We start from the raw sequence: 16,472 nt of genomic DNA, 5'->3' as shown, positions 1-16,472 counted from the left end.
GGTGAAATCACCCTCAATCTATGGTGCTTTCACCGGCCTCTTCGCAGCACAAGGCTGCTCCTACAATGACCACGCATTGCACAGGTACAACGACCGCGCATTGTGCAGGTACAACAAACGCGCATTGCGCAGGTACAAGGACCGCGCGTTGTACGGGTACAACAAACGCGCAGTGCGCAGGTACAACGACCGCGCGTTGTACGGGTACAACAAACGCGCAGTGCGCAGGTACAACGACCGCGCAGTGCGCAGGCACATCAATGCTTGCGGATCTTCTCGACAATCGCCGTGGTCGAGCTGTTTTCAACCAGCCCGAGCACTTTCACGGTCCCGCCATAGGCCTTGACGATGTCGGCGCCGACCACCTGGTCGATACCATAGTCGCCGCCTTTGACCAGCACATCCGGCTTCACCTGGCTCAGCAGGTTTTCCGGCGTACCTTCCGGGAAGCTGATCACCCAATCTACCGCGCCCAGCCCCGCCAGTACCGCCATGCGGCGGTCGACGCTGTTGATCGGGCGGCCAGGCCCCTTCAGGCGGCTGACCGACGCATCGTCGTTGACCGCGACGATCAGCCGATCGCCCTGGGCCCGTGCCTGCTCCAGGTAGGTGACGTGGCCGGCATGCAGAATATCGAAGCAACCGTTGGTGAAGACGATTTTCTCGTTGTGCGCACGCGCATCATCGATCGCCAGCAACAGTTGCTCCAGGCCCAGCACACCGCGCTCGGAACCTTCTTCGCGCTGGATCGCCCGGCGCAGCTCAGGCGCGCTGATTGCCGCCGTGCCCAGTTTGCCCACCACGATGCCCGCAGCCAGATTGGCCAAGGCAACCGCGTGTGGCAGTTCTTCACCGGCCGCGATGGCTGCCGCCAGGGTAGAGATCACGGTATCGCCGGCACCGGTCACATCGAACACTTCACGCGCCCGGGCCGGCAAGTGCAATGCAGGTTGGCCGGTACGCAGCAGGGTCATGCCATGCTCGCCACGGGTGACCAGCAAGGCGCCCAGGTCGAGGTCCAGCAGCAGCTGCAGGCCCTTGGCGACCAGCTCCGCCTCATCGGCGCAACGGCCGACGATGGCTTCGAACTCGCTGAGGTTCGGGGTAATCAGGCTGGCACCGCGGTAGATGGAAAAATCCTTGCCCTTGGGGTCGGCCAACACCGGAATACCCTTGGCGCGTGCGGCCTGGATCAGGCTCTGGTGGTTTTTCAACGCACCTTTGCCGTAGTCGGACAACACCAGCACCTTGACGCCATCGAGCAGGCTGTCGACCTCCGCGCCCAACGACAGCGGGTCGGTGGCGAACGGTTCTTCGAAGTCGATACGCAGCAGCTGCTGGTGGCGGCTCATGACCCGCAACTTGACGATGGTCGGCTGGTGCGCGATGCGTTGGAACACCGAGCGCACGCCTGCAGCTTGCAGGCTGTTGGCCAGGCTGTCGGCGGCCTCGTCCTGGCCGGTGACACCGATCAGCGACGCCGGTGCGCCCAGGGCGGCGATGTTCAAGGCAACGTTGGCCGCGCCGCCGGGGCGATCCTCGATCTGATCGACCTTGACCACCGGGACTGGCGCTTCAGGCGAGATACGCGAAGTACCGCCATGCCAGTAGCGGTCGAGCATGACATCGCCGACCACCAGTACCGGGGCTTGATCGAAACGCGGCATGGACAACTTCATGGGCAACCCATATGAAAATAATGAACAGGGGCAGGATATTAGCACAGGGTAAGCGACGGCTTTATGGCCAGATCGGGCCCATGAAAATTCCGGTGACAATCGGGGCCGGCAAGGCCCCGATCAACGAGGTTCAGGTGATATCGGCCTTGGCCGGCTCATCCAGGCCCATCGCATGCAGGCGGGCATAATGGCCATTCGCCTGAAGCAACTCGGCATGGGTACCGCGCTCTACTAAGCGGCCCTGGTCCATGACCAGAATCAGGTCGGCCTTCTCGATGGTCGACAGGCGGTGGGCGATGACCAAGGTGGTCCGCCCTTCCATCACGTGATCCAGTGCGGCCTGGATATGCCGCTCGGACTCGGTATCCAGCGCCGACGTCGCCTCGTCGAGGATCAGCAGTGGCGCGTCCTTGAGCAACGCGCGGGCAATCGCCAGGCGCTGGCGCTGGCCGCCGGACAGCAACACGCCGTTCTCGCCAACCTCGGTATCGAAGCCTTTCGGCAGCTTGTCGACGAACTCCTTGGCATAGGCATCGGCAGCCGCCGCCTCGATGTCCTCGCGCGGTGCACCGGCCAGGTCGCCGTAGGCGATGTTGTTGGCGACCGTGTCATTGAACAAGGTGACGTGCTGGGTGACCTGGGACACATGGCGACGCAAATTGCGCAGGCGATAGTTCTCGATCTCCTCGCCATCGAGCAGAATCTGCCCTTTGTCGTGGTGATAGAAGCGCGGAATCAACGCCGCCAGGGTCGACTTGCCGCTGCCGGAGCGGCCTACCAAGGCAATCATCTGCCCCGGTTCAGCGACAAAGCTGATATCGCTCAGCACCTCACGGTCGGTGCCGGGGTAGGTGAAGCTGAGGTTACGCACTTCCAGACGGCCTTCTACCTGCGCCTTCTCAAGGGTGCCCGTGTCTACCTCGGGCTCTTCGTCGAGCTGTTCGAAGATGCTTTCTGCACCGGCGAGGCCCTTCTGGATGGTCGAGCTGACTTCGGACAGCTGGCGGATCGGTTTCGGCAGCAGGCCAGCCGCGGTGATGTAGGCCACCAGGTCACCGGCGGTCGAGTCACCACGGAGGTACAGCACCAGGAACATCAAGGCCGCCATGGCGGTGTAGATAACCAACTGCAGCATCGGCGTGTACAGCGAGCCGGTCTTGGTCATGCGCAGTTGCTTGTCGGTATTGCTTTGGCTCGCGCGGCCAAAACGCTGCTGTTCGTAAGCCTCGCCGCCGAAGCTGCGCACCACGCGATAGCCCTGGATGGTCTCGGACGCGACGTGGGTCACGTCGCCCATGGCCACCTGGATCTTCTTGCTCTGCTTGCGGAATTTCTTGCTGGCAACGCTGACCATCACCGCAATCACCGGCAGGATGGCAACCATCACCAGGGTCAAGTGCCAGTTCATCCACAGCAGGTAGGCGAACAGGAAGACCACCGTCAAGCCTTCGCGGATCACGACCTTGATCGCGTCGGTCGCAGCGCCGGTGACCATGGTCACGTTGAAGGTGATGCGCGAGATCAGGTGCCCCGAGTTGTGGTTGTCGAAGTAGCGGTTGGGCAACACCAGCAACTTGTTGAACAACTCCACACGCAGGTCATGCACCAGGCACAGGGAAACCTTGGCCAGGAAGTAGTTGCCCAGAAACGAGCCCAACCCCTGCCAGGCCGCGATCAGGATGATCAGCAGCGGCACCGCCTGCAGCAGCTGCAGGTCGCGCAGGTAAGGCACGGTAGGGAACAACACCGCTTGCGGATTGCTCAGGCCATCGACGAAATACTTGAGGATCCCGGCCAGCATCGGCTGGGTCGAGGCGAAGATCACGAAACCGACGATGCTCAGCAGGAAAATGCCGGCATAGGGTTTCACGTAGCTCAGCAGCCGGAAGTAGATCTTCAGGCTGGAGGTATGCTCCGCGGTTCGCGGTGTTTCGGCCATCATCGAGCTCGCTGTTCAGGTTGAACCGGAAATTTTACCACAGGCGTCATTTTCGGCACGCCCCCAAGGCAACATCATGGCCAGGCCGACCGGCAGCCAGCTGATGAACCACTCTGCACGCGGCGTACCAGTGAGGCTGGCGGCATCGAACTGCATGGCCAGGGTCGAGTAAACCCAGAAGCACAGCAGGATCTTGCCGAACAGCGTGCCGCGTGCCCGGACAATTTCAGCCAGGGTGTACAGCCACACGGCCACCCACAGCAGCATGCCGGGCAGGCCCATTTCCACGGCAACGTGGGTGAACATGTTGTGGGTATGGTCGAAGTGCAGGCCAACGGCGTTCACATCGTACGCCGCGCCCAGCCCCAGCCCAGTCCAAGGGTGGGCGGCGATCATGTTCAGCACCGCATGGAAAATCTCCGGGCGGTACGATGAGCCGCGCTCGGCGATCAGGCTGAACAGGGTGTAGAAGGCCGCAGCGGTGGCGATCATGGCGAGGATGGCGAACAGCCGGCTGTGGCGGTCGCGGAACCACAGCGGCGCCAGCACCACAGTGATGACCAGGGCCAGCACCGCGCCACGGCTCTGACTAAGCACCGCGAAGGCCCCCAGGCAGGCCAGCGCCACCAGCCAGGCCAACTGCAGGCCGCGATGACGCGGCGGTTGGTAAAGCAGCAGCAGCGCGGCAGCGCCAATCACATAAGCGCCCAGGATCGGGTGCGAAATCTCGCCGATCCCCCCCAGCCGTACCGGCAGCGGGTTGCCCTGCACCCCATAGAAGTTGATGATCGAGATCAGCGCGGCGAGGCCCAGCAAGCCGCTGCCAAACGCCAGCAAGTGGCGAATTCGCCGCTGACCACGCTGCGCCAACAGCGGGAATGCCATCAGAAACACCAGGATATAAATCAGCCGCTTGATTTCGCGCCCGGGTTCCTCTGACGGCGACCAGGCCAAACTGATCCCGCTCCACGCCAGCAACAGCAGCACGCTCGCCCACAACGCCGGCTGGCGTCGGCAAGCCTCAGCCAGCACCTGCCGGGCAGACCACGCCAACAGCAACGTCGGCAACCACAAGAACAGCACCAGCCCTTGCTGGTACAGCTTATTGCTGGGCGCCAGCGCAATCGCCGCCAAGAACCAGACCAGACCCAATCCTAACCAGGCGCGCGCCCAGTTTTTTTCATACAACATCCTTTCCCCCGATGAATCAAAGACACCATCCATGGTGCTACCGCATTATTTTCGGCATTATTGCCGGTCATTTTGCTCGCCAGACGACAAGGCCCTATTCATGCAATGCTCCCGGCTCACCCAGGTCGAATTCGATCAGCTGACACTAGGCGCACAGGTGCTAGAGGCAGACAGCCATGGCGCCAAAGTCTACCTGCTCGAGAATGGTAATTTCCTCAAGGTTTTTCGTCGCAAGCGACTGATTTCATCTGCGCTGCTGCGCCCCTATTCCCAGCGCTTCGTCGACAACGCCGCGCGCCTGGCGCAATTGGGCATTCCTACCCTCGAGGTGATCAGCCAGCACAAGCTTGACCTGCCCGGCAGAACGGCGGTGCTGTACCGCCCGCTGCCTGGGCGCACGCTGCTGCAAATGTCGCGCGACGCTGACTTCAGCTGGGACACTTACCTGCCGCGGTTGATCGAGTTGATCCGCCAACTGCACCGCAGCGGTGTCTACTTCCGCTCGTTGCACCTGGGCAATGTCGTGGTCACCCCCGACCAACGCCTGGGCCTGATCGACGTGGCCGACATGCGCTTCCTGCGCCCGCCGCTGTCTGCACGCATGATTCGGCGCAACGTGCAGCACATGGTGAACTACATTCAGCGGGAGAACCTGGGTGACCGGTTCCCCCTCGCCGACTTCGAGGCCGCCCTGCTGGCCCGCTGACACTCAACCGCGCAGCAGGCTTTGCGACCCGTTCTGGAAAGCCTGCCAGGCCTGCTCCGGCGCCAATGCCTGGCGTTGCCGGGCAGCCAGCGCTGTGGCGCCGGGCACGCTGCAGCGCTCTATCGCCGCGGCCCAGGCTGATTGGTCAGCAATTGGCAGGTAGCCACCGGTGTCCAGCAACTGCTCACGGAAGACCAACAGGTCGCTGCAGACCACCGGCACATCGGCCATCACCGCCTCTTGCACGACCAACCCCAAGCCTTCTGACCGCGAAGGCACCAGTAGCCAGTCAAACGCGCGGTAGAGCTGCTGCAGGTCTTCACGGTGACCGCACAGGTGCACACGCCCGGCCAGGCCCAACGCGTCGATGCGCGCTTGCAGCACGGCATGCAAGGGGCCTTCACCGATGATTGCGAGTTGCAGATCAGGCTTGTGGATAGCGGCCTTGGCAAACGCCTCGATCAGCATCTCAAAGCCTTTGCTTTCGACCAGCCGCCCCACTGCACCCAACACCTGCCCATTGCCGGGCTGCAACGCCAGCGCTTGCCGGGCCTGCTCGCGGCTCAACAGCGGCTCGACGAACGCCCGTGGGTCCAGCGCCATGCGCAGGGTCTGTACGGGCCTGCCGAGATCACGTTCAAGGGCTTCGGCAAGCGTATGGGAAACCGCCGCAATGCTCAGGCGCTCGGCGGGCAGCGTGCGCAACAAGCGGATGTCGCTTGCCGTCAGCCGTGTCTTGCCATGGAACAGCACCTTGGCGCGTACGTTGGGAATCTGCTGCAACAGCGGCAGCACCAGCCGGGCGACGCCGACACCATCGAGCAGCACGATTTCGGCCTGAGCCTCGGCCAGCGCCTTGCGCAGCCGCATGCGCAGCCACGGGCGCAGCAGGCGCCACAGGTGCCGGCCCTTGAGCGCACGCGGTGGCATGTGCCACTCCCGGGTCGAACCGAGCCCACAGCAAAGCCCGCTGCCTAATAGCAGCCAGTTGCTGATCCTGGCATCGGGGCCCGCATGAGACAGCACCTGTCGATGAACCTTGTGGATGGACATGTACGGCGAACCGCCTGCCCACATCATATTGACGATGTTCATGGGGTTAGCGCCCCTCTCCCGCTCAAGTCAGGTGGGACTGCGACTTCATTGAACAAAAATGGTGATACCCATGCCGATTACGGCACCCGCCACCAGCGTCAATGCCAGCTTTACTCGATCACGTTGACGACGTTTGGCCTTGCGCTCTACTTCTACCGGCAAGGTCACGTGATTACCAAATCCTGTGTGCAATACTGCATCACCCTCCAAGGTGACCGCTGTCAGATTTAACTCTGAATAGCGACGGGAAAGCGCCTTTTCTCCAGCATAGGCGGCAAATGGCGCACAGCGCTGATAATCGCTCAGTCGACGCAGGCCGGGGTTGAGCGAAAACGCTTGCCAGTCGGCCTTCTCGGACAGCAATGGATAGCACGGCACGCCCGCGATCACCTGGCGATCGCCCAGGTGGATGTAGGGGCTGTGCACAGCCAGGTCGTGGGCATGGCTGCGCAGCCAGACCTGCAACAGGTTGGGGCTGACCTCCAGGATGGCCCGGGAATCTTCGACAAAGCCCTGCCGATAGAAATGCCAGTCATCCTCGCAGTGGAAGATGTAGGGCGTCTTGACGTGGCTATAAGCCAGGTCGATCGACGGCAGCTGGCCCAGTTTTGGCCGGTTGACGAACACCGTGCAGTGCGGTTTCCAGTGCTCCGGCACTGCCCCATGCACGGCCTCGTCACCTGAATCTTCGGTGATGAAGACTTCGCGAATGGGCGCGGTGTTGTAGCGATCGAAACTCTCAAGGGTATCTTTGAGCAGATCGAACCGCCCACAACTTGTCACGACCAGCGTGACGTCACTCTCATTTGAAAAGCGCACCGGACTCCCTCCGCATTGCGACAATCGACTTCCAGCGCCCGCTCCGTAGGCACGAAAGCTCTTTTTAAATACCCAGCTTCAGGCGTAGCCGCTGCCAGGCAGACAACGGCGGATGAGGCCTGAGCGCAGGGCGCATGTGGTCGACGATGCTACGTCCAACTTCACCGAAACTGAAACGGGAAACCGCCAGATGGCGGCCATTTTCTGCAATCCGCTGTGCCAGCGCAGGGTCGGCCCGCAAACGGCCAAGCTTTTCCTGGAGGGTCGGAATGCTGTCGTAGAACACCACGTTGTGCATGTCTTGCAGGCCCAGGGCGCGGTTTTCTTCCTCGCCCTGGTCGAACGCCAGCAACACACAGCCACAGGCCATGGCTTCGAAGTTCTTGATCATGTACTCGCCCATGCCGACGTCGGCACTGACGAAGAAACGAATACGGTTGAGCGTGTTGCAGTAGTCCTCGCCCGACTTGGTGCGGGTCACTACCAGGTTCTCGACCCGCCCCAACTCGTCCAGCAGCGCCTTGCGCCCACTGTAGGCAACGCTGTTGGTGCTGCCCACGAACGCCAGTTCGATGTCGCGCTCACGCCCTTGATCGGTCAGCAGCCGCTCATCGTAGCCCTTGGGCACGAATACCGCGTCGAAGCCTTCCTGGCGCAGGCGCTCACTGACCATGTAGCCCGAACTGATCACCCGCGCCCACGGCAGCTTGCGGTAATGCGCGCTGAACTTGCCGGTGTACTTGCAGGGGATGTAGTTCTGGTAAGCGTCGTGCTCGAGGATGACCAGGTTAGGCACCGTCTGGATGAACGCCACCTGGCGGATCTCCTGCTTGAAGCGCAGGAAGAACACGATGCGGTCATAACGCTCCACCTGCACTTCACGCTTGAAGTAGCGGCGCAGGTTACGTTGGTCTTCACTGGTCAGCCAGCGCAGGTCACATTCGCAGTTGGCCGCGACGCCATCGTACAGGCGGTCGAGGATCGCCCGCTGTTCCTTCTGCACCAGAAATAAGACTTTCATTGCGTTCCTTGGGCGCTCAGCGCCATCGCGGTCAACCAGGGGGCGCGCCTACAGCTCACGCCGCCAGAACAGTTCATGTCGGCGCACGGCCTTGCGGAAGAATTCGTTCTCGCCATAGGGCGACGGCCGGCGCCCGGCCAGCCAGCGTTGCAACAGGCGGCGCAGGCGGCGCTTGAACGGCGCCGGGGGCTGCAGGTCGTGCATCATGCCCAGGGCCATGGCCTTGTCGTGTTGGGTCGGCAGGCCCAGCACCAGCGCGCACGGCGCCCACGGCTGGTCGGCACTCAGTTGCGGCGGCAAGGCCACACCGTCGCCGCTGTCACCCATTGGCCAGCGGTCGTTGTCATGCAGGTGGTTGGCATAGCACAGCAGCGTTTGCGGCTGCCACTCCAGGCCCTGCAAGGCTTCCAGCACGGCCGCCTGGGCACAGATATGGTCGGGGTGCGGGTCGAGTTGCGGGTGCGGCATGACTAGCACTTCGGGCTTGGCCATGGCCAGCAACGCGCGCAGGTCAGCCAGCAGGTTGTGCCAGGTCGGCGCACCATCACTGTCGGCGGGCAGCGCGAAGGGGTTGAACTGGCGGAACGTGCGGATATCGGCCATGTCGGCTTCGCGTGAAGCGGCCGGCACATCCGGCGCGGCCTGCATGGCCGGCAGTTGCAGGCAGAAGTAGCCCAACTGCACACAGCGCGATTCCGGCACGCCCGCCCAGCGCGGCACGGCAATGCTGTCCCAGGCACGCAAACGGCCTTTGAGGCGCGCCGCCTCGGCTTTGCCCAAGCCCATCTGTTGATAGTGCTCGGCTTCGATTTCGCCGGCAGTCAGGGTGACCACCCAGGTTTCGTCGGCTTGGCTGTACAGGCCATAAGCTGCCAGCTCAGCGTCATCGGCATGGGGCGCAATGACCATCACGCGACGGCGCTGCAACTCGACGCTGGGGGTTATCCACAGGCGCGGTTCGCCCTGCAGCCGGCAATGGCGGCCACGCATACGCAGCGTACCGGCCTGGAGCGGCGCGGCCAGGCCGGTCAGGTTGAGGAAGCGAACCCCGTCGACACCGCGCTCGAACGCCTGCCGATCCGTCAGCTCATCCGCCAACAGCTCCACCCGCGGGTCGAGAAACCGCCCCAACCAGGTGCTCTTTACCCGCAGCTCCAGGACCAGGGTTTCGTCGCCTTGCAGCGCTGCGTCGGCCTTCAACAGGCCGTTTTGCAGGCTGGCCGAGGCTGCGCGGGCCTGCTCACCGAAGTTGTAGGCATAGTCCTCGGTGGGCGCGTAGAACAGGTGGTCCGCGAACCAGGCCTCGTGGGCGGCCCACACCAGCGGCAGCAACAACAGCGGCAGCCACCACCAGGTGAATACACCCAGCCCGATCAGCGCGAGCAGCCCTGCAAGCAGGCCCAGGCGCTTGTTGCGCCGGTGGCGCTTGAGCAACTGCTGCTTGCGGCTCACGCCTGGAACACCGGCACGGGGTTGCACCAGCGGTCCTTGTACTCGCGGTCGGCGCGACCGAACGAGAACCGCAGGTTTTTGTTACGCGCCCGGGCGTCTTCCCAGGCCGCCTGGGTATTCAGGAAGCTCAGCACGCTACCGGGGCTGAACGCCTTGGTTTCCGGGTCGACACCGCCATTGACGTACTCGACGCTGATCCACTCGGGCGCCTCGACGCGATACACCAACTGAATCGCGATGGGCTTGTCGTCGAGCAGCAGCACCGAACCGATCAACAACTCGCGCAAACGCTCGAGCACCTCGTCAATGCGCTCGGCACCGGTGGCCGGGAAGCCCCAACGACGCTGGAACAGGTCACGGTACATGGCGGCAATCTGGCCGGCGTCAAAGTCACTGATCGGCCGCACCACCCCGCCCGCCTCTTCCAGCAAACGCAACTCGCGGCGCTGGTTGTAGCGAAACTTCTTCGACAGGTCCTCGTGGGCACGGGCCATGGCCAACTGCTCGGTCTGCGCCTTGAGCCCGGTGAAGCGGCCCAGGTTCAGCTCGGACAGGTAACGCGCGGCATGGCGCAGTGGCGCGCCAGCATCGGCGGCGGCCGGCAGGATGATCTCGGCGTTGCCGAGGTCGAACAGGCCTTTCTTGCCCGCACGCTTGAGCACGTCCTTGGACAGCGCCAGGTGGCGCCCCCACGTCGGGATCGCTGCCTTCAGCTCGCCGCCTTGCAGCCAACCCAAGTAGCGCACGGGAATTTGCGCCAGCTCGGCCAACTGCTCGACCACCAGCGGGTGCGTGGCCACGCTGCCGCCAAATCGTGCCCAGGCTTCGGCATACGCGTTGGCGTCGATGACTTGCCAGCCGCGTTCGCGGAAGGCTTGGATATGATTGAGCATCACGCCTGCGCCACCAGGGCACGCACCTGCGGCAACTGCCAGAAGGCCTCGCGCACCGCCGGGTCAGAAAAGCGCTGGTTCAGGCGTTGCAGCATGTGCTCGGCGCACGCTTCGCGCTGCTGCTCATCCAGCGTGGCCATGTGCTTCAGGCCTTGGGCCAGCTGCCCAGCGTCACCGAGCGGGAACAGCACACCCACACCTTCGACCACTTCGCGGGCACCGCCGCAGGCCGTGGCCAGCACCGGTACGCCCGCCACCATGGCTTCAAGCAGGACCATGCCGAACGGCTCGTGGTCCGAACTCAAGGCGAACACATCGAACGCGGTGAAATAACGGCGGGCATCCGGCACCTGGCCGAGGAAGTCCACTTGCGCGGCGATACCCAGCTCGGCAGCCAGTGCCTTGAGCTCGGCTTCCAGGCGGCCTTTGCCCAGTATCGCCAGGCGCGCGCCAGCAGGCAGCCCCGGCAGCGCTTGGGCAAAACCGCGCAACAGCGTGGCCTGGTCTTTGTCCGGGTGCAGGCGGCCGACGTTGCCGACGATCCACGCCTGAGGGTCGAGGCCAAGTGCCTCGCGCGCTGCATCCCGAGGCACCAATGCAGCCTGCAGGGCCTCGATGTCGATACGGTTGTACAGGGTCTGGATACGTTCAGCCGGCCATGCGGGCAGGCAGCGGCGCATGTCGTCCCGCACCGCATCGGAAACGCCGAGCAGGCTCAGGCGCTTGCTGAACAGGTTGGCAAACAGCCGCCGCCCTTTGCGCTGATAGTCGCCAAAGGCGTGGTGCACACCGATCACCGGCAGGCCAGTGCCCAACAAGGCGATATAGATCGGCTTGAACCGGTGGGCGATGCAGAAACTGAAATGGCGCTCAGCCGCAATCCGCCGCAAAGCACGGATGGCGCCAAGCTTCAGCCCACGCACGGCCTTGGAGCTGAACTCCAGGAACAGCACCTCGTCCGACGCGCAGCCGGCCGCGACCTGCGGGTCGGCGGCGCCGGTGAGAAACACCGTGGTGACCTGGTAGCCACGCCCCTGAAACAGGCTGGCGTACTGACGGGCACAGTCCAGAAACGGCCCGTCATAGCCATGGCAGAACTGCAGGATGCGCGGTTCAGAGCGGCTGGTCATACGCGGCCGCGCCGTCCTTCACTACCAGGATGTCTTCCATGATCAGGTACTGCAGGTCCGAGCCGAAGAACATGTTCAGGGCATCGGTCGGCGAGCAGATCATCGGTTCACCCCGACGGTTCAGCGAAGTGTTCAGCGACACGCCGTTGCCGGTCAGGTTTTCCAGCGCCTTCATCATGTCGTAGTAACGCGGGTTGTATTCGCGCTTGAGCACCTGGGCACGCGAAGTGCCGTCCTCGTGGACCACCTCCGGTACGCGGGTTTTCCACTCTTCAGCCACTTCGAAGGTGAAGGTCATGAACGGCGCCGGGTGATCGACCTTGATCATCTGCGGGGCGACGGTGTCGAGCATCGACGGGCAGAAAGGTCTCCAGCGCTCGCGGAACTTGATCTGGTGGTTGATGCGGTCAGCCACGCCTTCTACGCTCGGGCAGCCGATGATCGAACGACCACCCAGGGCCCGCGGGCCGAATTCCATGCGGCCCTGGAACCAGGCCACCGGGTTGCCGTCGACCATGATCTTGGCGATCTGCTCGGGCATATTGTCGAGCTTGCGCCACTTCGGCTGGTCCGGGTGACGGGCACAGGCGGCGATCACGTCCTCGTTGGAGTACGACGGGCCGAGGTAGACGTGCTCCATCTTCTCGACCGGCACGCCGCGGGCATGGGACACATAGGCCGCGGCACCCACCGCAGTACCGGCATCACCGGAAGCAGGCTGAACGAACAGCTCCTTCACATCCGGGCGAGCAATGATCTTCTGGTTGAGCTTGACGTTCAGCGCGCAGCCGCCGGCGAAGGCCAGCTTGCCGGTCTGCTTCAAGGTATCGCCCAGGTAATGGTCGATCATCTGCAGGGCCAGCTTCTCGAACAGCGCCTGCATGCTGGCGGCGTAGTGGATGTACGGCTCGTCGGCGATGTCGCCTTCGCGCTTAGGGCCCAGCCACTCGATCAGCTTCGGCGAGAAGTAGAAGCCCTTGCCCTTCTCTTTATAGCGGCGCAGGCCGATGACGTTGGCGTATTCGGTGTTGATCACCAGTTCGCCGTTCTCGAAGCTGGCCAGGCGCGAGAAGTCATATTTGCTGGCGTCGCCGTACGGCGCCATGCCCATGACCTTGAACTCGCCGTCGAGCATTTCGAAACCGAGGAACTCGGTGATCGCGCCATACAGGCCGCCCAGGGAGTCCGGGTCGAAGAATTCCTTGATCTTGTGGATCTTGCCGTTTTCGCCATAGCCGAAGAAGGTCGTGGCGTACTCGCCCTTACCGTCAATACCCAGGATCGCGGTCTTTTCCTTGAAACCCGAGCAGTGGTAGGCGCTGGAGGCGTGAGCCAGGTGGTGCTCGACCGGTTCGATCTTGACCTTTTTCGGGTCGAAGCCCAGTTGCTCCAGGCACCAGACGATCTTCTTGCGGTAGCGCTTGTAGCGACGGTTGCCCATCAGGATCGCGTCGAGGGCGCGGTCCGGGGCATACCAGTAGCGCTTGGCATAGTGCCAGCGGGCCTTGCCGAACAGGCTGATCGGGGCGAACGGAATGGCTACCACGTCGACGTCGGATGGCTTGATGCCTGCCTGCTCCAGGCAGAACTTCGCCGACTCGTAGGGCATGCGGTTCTTCGCATGCTTGTCACGCACGAAGCGCTCTTCTTCGGCGGCGGCAATCAGCTTGCCGTCAATGTACAGGGCCGCGGAAGGGTCATGGCTAAGGGCGCCGGACAGGCCAAGAATCGTCAATGCCAAGGGATTAGCCTCTTCTTTCGGTAGAGATGCGCCAGCGGCCTCGTGGGCGGATGGCGGCTAAAGGGCGAGATTATAACGCAAACGTCACCGACTGCGCGGTAGATGTGGGAGCGGCCTTGCGTCGCGAAAGGGCTGCGCAGCAGCCCCCGATTTCGGCATTCCTACACGATTACCGGGGCCGCTGTGCGGCCCTTTCGCGACGCAAGGCCGCTCCCACAGGGCCGCACAGAATCTGCTTACTCGGCGATCAGCCAGTCCATCCGGTAGCTACCCGCCGTCTGCGCCAGCTCTTTGGCGAGCCAGGGCAGCAGCTCCTTCAGCTCGTCCTCCAGCCCCCACGGTGGGTTGGCAATGACCAGGCCAGAGCCGTTGAGCCCCTGCGGGCTGTCCTGATGGTGCACATACAACTCCACGCGCAGCAACTTGGGCGCGCCAGTGCTGGTGAGGTCCTGATAGAAGCGGGTCAGCGAGCGCTGGTCCTTGATCGGGTACCAGATGGCCGCGACGGTTTGGCGCATGCGGCCGATCGCCTCTTTCATCGAAGTGGTGCAGCGTTTGAGCTCATCGGCCTGCTCGAACGGCGGGTCGATCAGCATGATCGCGCGCTTTTCCTGCACCGGCAGCAGGGCGCGCGGCACATGCCAGCCCTCGCCCAGGTGAACGAAGACGCGTGGGTCTTTCTTCATGTTCTCTTTGAGCAGCGGCCCGTCTTCGGGGTGCTTCTCGTTGAGCAGGGCGCGGTCTTGCTGACGCATCAGGCGGCGGGCCAGCTCTGGCGAACCTGGGTAGTAACGCAACTCGCCATCGGCATTGAGGCGCTTGATGATGCGCAGGTAATCGCCTGCCATGGCCGGCAGGTCGTCGCGGTTCCACAACCGGGCAACGCCTTCGAGGTATTCACCGGTGCGGGTCGCCTGGTCGCCCTGCAAGTCATACAGGCCAAGGCCTGCGTGGGTATCGATATAGGCGAACGGCTGCTCCTTGCGCGACATCAGGGCGATGAGGCGGGTCAGCACGATGTGCTTGAGGACGTCGGCGTGGTTGCCGGCGTGGAAGGCGTGACGATAGTTCATGGCAACTCCTGCGGGGGTGGCAAGTTTACCTTGCCTTGCAGGCGGAGTCAGGCCTGGCTGTCGATCGGCGGCGCCTGCTTCGCGGGCGCCGCCTGTTCAACGGGTATTACTTGTCAGCGTGATACGCCGCATCAGCCGTTTCGAAGCGCTGAACCATCGCCGTCGACGGGCTACCCAGCTTGCTCACCACGACGATGGCGATGCTGGCGAAGAGGAAGCCTGGGATGATTTCGTACAGCCCAAGGGTGTCGAATTGCTTCCACAGGATCACGGTCAACGCACCCACCACGATACCGGCAAGGGCGCCGTTACGGGTCATGCCTTTCCACAGTACCGAGATCAGCACCACCGGACCAAAGGCCGCACCGAAGCCCGCCCAGGCGTAGGCCACCAGGCCCAACACGCGGTTTTCCGGGTTGGCTGCCATGGCGATGGCAATCAGGGCAACCGCCAGCACCATCAGGCGGCCGACCCACACCAGTTCACGCTGCGAAGCACCCTTGCGCAGGAAGGCTTTGTAGAAGTCTTCGGTCAGGGCACTGGAGCACACCAGCAGCTGGCAGCTCAAGGTGCTCATCACCGCCGCCAGGATGGCCGACAGCAACACGCCCGCGATCCATGGGTTGAACAGGATCTTCGCCAGCTCGATGAACACACGCTCGTGGTTCTCGGTGACCGGGCCTGCAAGGTCCGGGTTGGCCGAGAAGTAGGCGATGCCGAAGAAGCCCACGGCACAGGTACCAGCCAGGCACAGGATCATCCACGTCATGGAAATGCGACGAGCCTTGGCGATCGACTTGACCGAGTCAGCGGCCATGAAGCGCGCCAGGATGTGCGGCTGGCCGAAGTAGCCCAGGCCCCAACCCATCAGCGAGATGATGCCGATGAAGGTGGCACCTTTGAACATGTCGAAGTTGGCCGGGTTCTGCGCTTCGATGGCCAGGAAGGTGGTGTCGAAGCCACCGGTCGAGATCAGCACGATCACCGGGGTGAGGATCAGCGCGAAAATCATCAGCGAAGCCTGCACGGTGTCGGTCCAGCTCACCGCCAGGAAGCCACCGACGAAGGTGTAGGCGATGGTGGCGGCAGCGCCAGCCCACAGGGCCGTCTCGTACGGCATGCCGAAGGTGCTTTCGAACAGACGCGCACCGGCGACGATGCCCGACGCGCAATAAATGGTGAAGAACACCAGGATGACGATGGCCGAGATGATCCGCAGCAGGCCGCTCTGGTCTTCGAAGCGGCTGGAGAAGTAGTCCGGCAGCGTCAAGGCATCGCCGTTGTGCTCGGTCTGCACCCGCAGCCGACCCGCAACGAACAGCCAGTTCAGGTAGGCGCCGACGGTCAGGCCGATGGCGATCCAGGCTTCGGACAGGCCGGAGAAGTAGATGGCGCCCGGCAGGCCCATCAACAGCCAGCCGCTCATGTCGGACGCACCGGCAGAGAGCGCAGTGACCACGCTGCCCAGGCTTCGACCGCCCAGGATGTAGTCGGAAAGGTTATTGGTGGCGCGATACGCGGCGAAGCCGATCAGTACCATCGCAGCGATATAGATCACAAAGGTGATCGTTAGTGGATTGCCCATGCGTGTGCCCTGGCGTTTGTTGTTATTTCATGCACAACCACAACGTGGCGGTTGCACCCAGGTGGCGAATGCTATGCAACATCGCAAACAGGGTGCAACCCTTTTTCCGTTTCAAGTTGCACCTACTCGTGCATTTTCAGTTAAAGCC

General features: G+C 63.0%; 14 protein-coding genes. 1 reads left to right on the top strand and 13 read right to left on the bottom strand.

Features of this window, described 5'->3' with window-relative positions:
- Window positions 1-60: 60 nt before the first annotated feature.
- The 4 genes from OO306_RS21195 to OO306_RS21180 form a co-directional block, all read right to left on the bottom strand.
- A complete protein-coding gene (locus OO306_RS21195; RefSeq protein WP_099430598.1) occupies window positions 61-258 on the bottom strand; it encodes a hypothetical protein in 198 nt (65 codons plus the stop codon).
- Entirely contained in the window at window positions 258-1,679 is a 1,422-nt protein-coding gene (hldE, locus tag OO306_RS21190) for a bifunctional D-glycero-beta-D-manno-heptose-7-phosphate kinase/D-glycero-beta-D-manno-heptose 1-phosphate adenylyltransferase HldE (RefSeq protein WP_027592495.1), read from the bottom strand. The genes OO306_RS21195 and hldE overlap by 1 nt, the downstream gene beginning before the upstream one ends.
- A 130-nt stretch (window positions 1,680-1,809) precedes the next feature.
- Window positions 1,810-3,618, bottom strand: a complete 1,809-nt coding sequence (gene msbA, locus OO306_RS21185; RefSeq protein WP_027592494.1) for a lipid A export permease/ATP-binding protein MsbA — start codon at window positions 3,616-3,618, stop codon at window positions 1,810-1,812.
- A gap of 15 nt (window positions 3,619-3,633) precedes the next feature.
- The gene (locus OO306_RS21180) at window positions 3,634-4,809 is read right to left on the bottom strand and encodes an O-antigen ligase (RefSeq protein WP_265969829.1); all 1,176 of its coding nucleotides are present in this window, start codon (window positions 4,807-4,809) and stop codon (window positions 3,634-3,636) included.
- 100 nt (window positions 4,810-4,909) lie between these two features.
- Between OO306_RS21180 and OO306_RS21175 the strand changes: the two genes are divergently transcribed.
- Entirely contained in the window at window positions 4,910-5,515 is a 606-nt protein-coding gene (locus tag OO306_RS21175; protein ID WP_027592492.1) for a hypothetical protein, read from the top strand.
- 3 nt (window positions 5,516-5,518) lie between these two features.
- Here OO306_RS21175 and OO306_RS21170 read toward each other — a convergent pair whose 3' ends face one another.
- The 9 genes from OO306_RS21170 to putP all read right to left on the bottom strand — a co-directional run bounded on the left by OO306_RS21170 (window position 5,519) and on the right by putP (window position 16,324).
- On the bottom strand, window positions 5,519-6,610 hold the full coding sequence (locus OO306_RS21170) for a glycosyltransferase (protein ID WP_265969828.1): 1,092 nt from the start codon (window positions 6,608-6,610) through the stop codon (window positions 5,519-5,521).
- Window positions 6,611-6,655: 45 nt separating this feature from the next.
- Window positions 6,656-7,429, bottom strand: coding sequence for a glycosyltransferase family 2 protein (locus OO306_RS21165; RefSeq protein ID WP_099455513.1), 774 nt, complete (start codon window positions 7,427-7,429; stop codon window positions 6,656-6,658).
- A 64-nt stretch (window positions 7,430-7,493) separates the two neighbouring features.
- Window positions 7,494-8,450: a glycosyltransferase gene (locus OO306_RS21160; RefSeq protein WP_099455514.1), complete on the bottom strand. Its 957-nt coding sequence runs from the start codon at window positions 8,448-8,450 to the stop codon at window positions 7,494-7,496.
- 48 nt (window positions 8,451-8,498) lie between these two features.
- Entirely contained in the window at window positions 8,499-9,902 is a 1,404-nt protein-coding gene (locus OO306_RS21155; RefSeq protein WP_265969831.1) for a PIG-L deacetylase family protein, read from the bottom strand.
- Window positions 9,899-10,795 carry an antimicrobial resistance protein Mig-14 gene (locus tag OO306_RS21150; RefSeq protein WP_265969827.1) on the bottom strand — a complete coding sequence of 299 codons (897 nt, stop codon included), beginning with the start codon at window positions 10,793-10,795 and terminating at the stop codon, window positions 9,899-9,901. Before OO306_RS21150 ends, OO306_RS21155 begins: the two co-directional genes overlap by 4 nt.
- Window positions 10,795-11,925, bottom strand: a complete 1,131-nt coding sequence (locus OO306_RS21145; protein WP_265969826.1) for a glycosyltransferase — start codon at window positions 11,923-11,925, stop codon at window positions 10,795-10,797. Before OO306_RS21145 ends, OO306_RS21150 begins: the two co-directional genes overlap by 1 nt.
- On the bottom strand, window positions 11,909-13,666 hold the full coding sequence (locus tag OO306_RS21140) for a carbamoyltransferase (protein WP_027592485.1): 1,758 nt from the start codon (window positions 13,664-13,666) through the stop codon (window positions 11,909-11,911). The genes OO306_RS21145 and OO306_RS21140 overlap by 17 nt, the downstream gene beginning before the upstream one ends.
- A gap of 236 nt (window positions 13,667-13,902) precedes the next feature.
- Complete coding sequence (locus OO306_RS21135; protein WP_265969825.1) at window positions 13,903-14,739, bottom strand: 23S rRNA (adenine(2030)-N(6))-methyltransferase RlmJ; 837 nt, start codon at window positions 14,737-14,739, stop codon at window positions 13,903-13,905.
- 106 nt (window positions 14,740-14,845) lie between these two features.
- Window positions 14,846-16,324 (bottom strand): sodium/proline symporter PutP, encoded by a 1,479-nt coding sequence (putP, locus tag OO306_RS21130; RefSeq protein WP_099430603.1) that lies wholly within the window; start codon window positions 16,322-16,324, stop codon window positions 14,846-14,848.
- Window positions 16,325-16,472 lie beyond the last annotated feature (148 nt).

The organism is Pseudomonas sp. DCB_AW (assembly GCF_026240895.1).
GTDB lineage: Bacteria > Pseudomonadota > Gammaproteobacteria > Pseudomonadales > Pseudomonadaceae > Aquipseudomonas > Aquipseudomonas kermanshahensis.
This window is presented reverse-complemented; position numbering and strand designations above follow the sequence as displayed.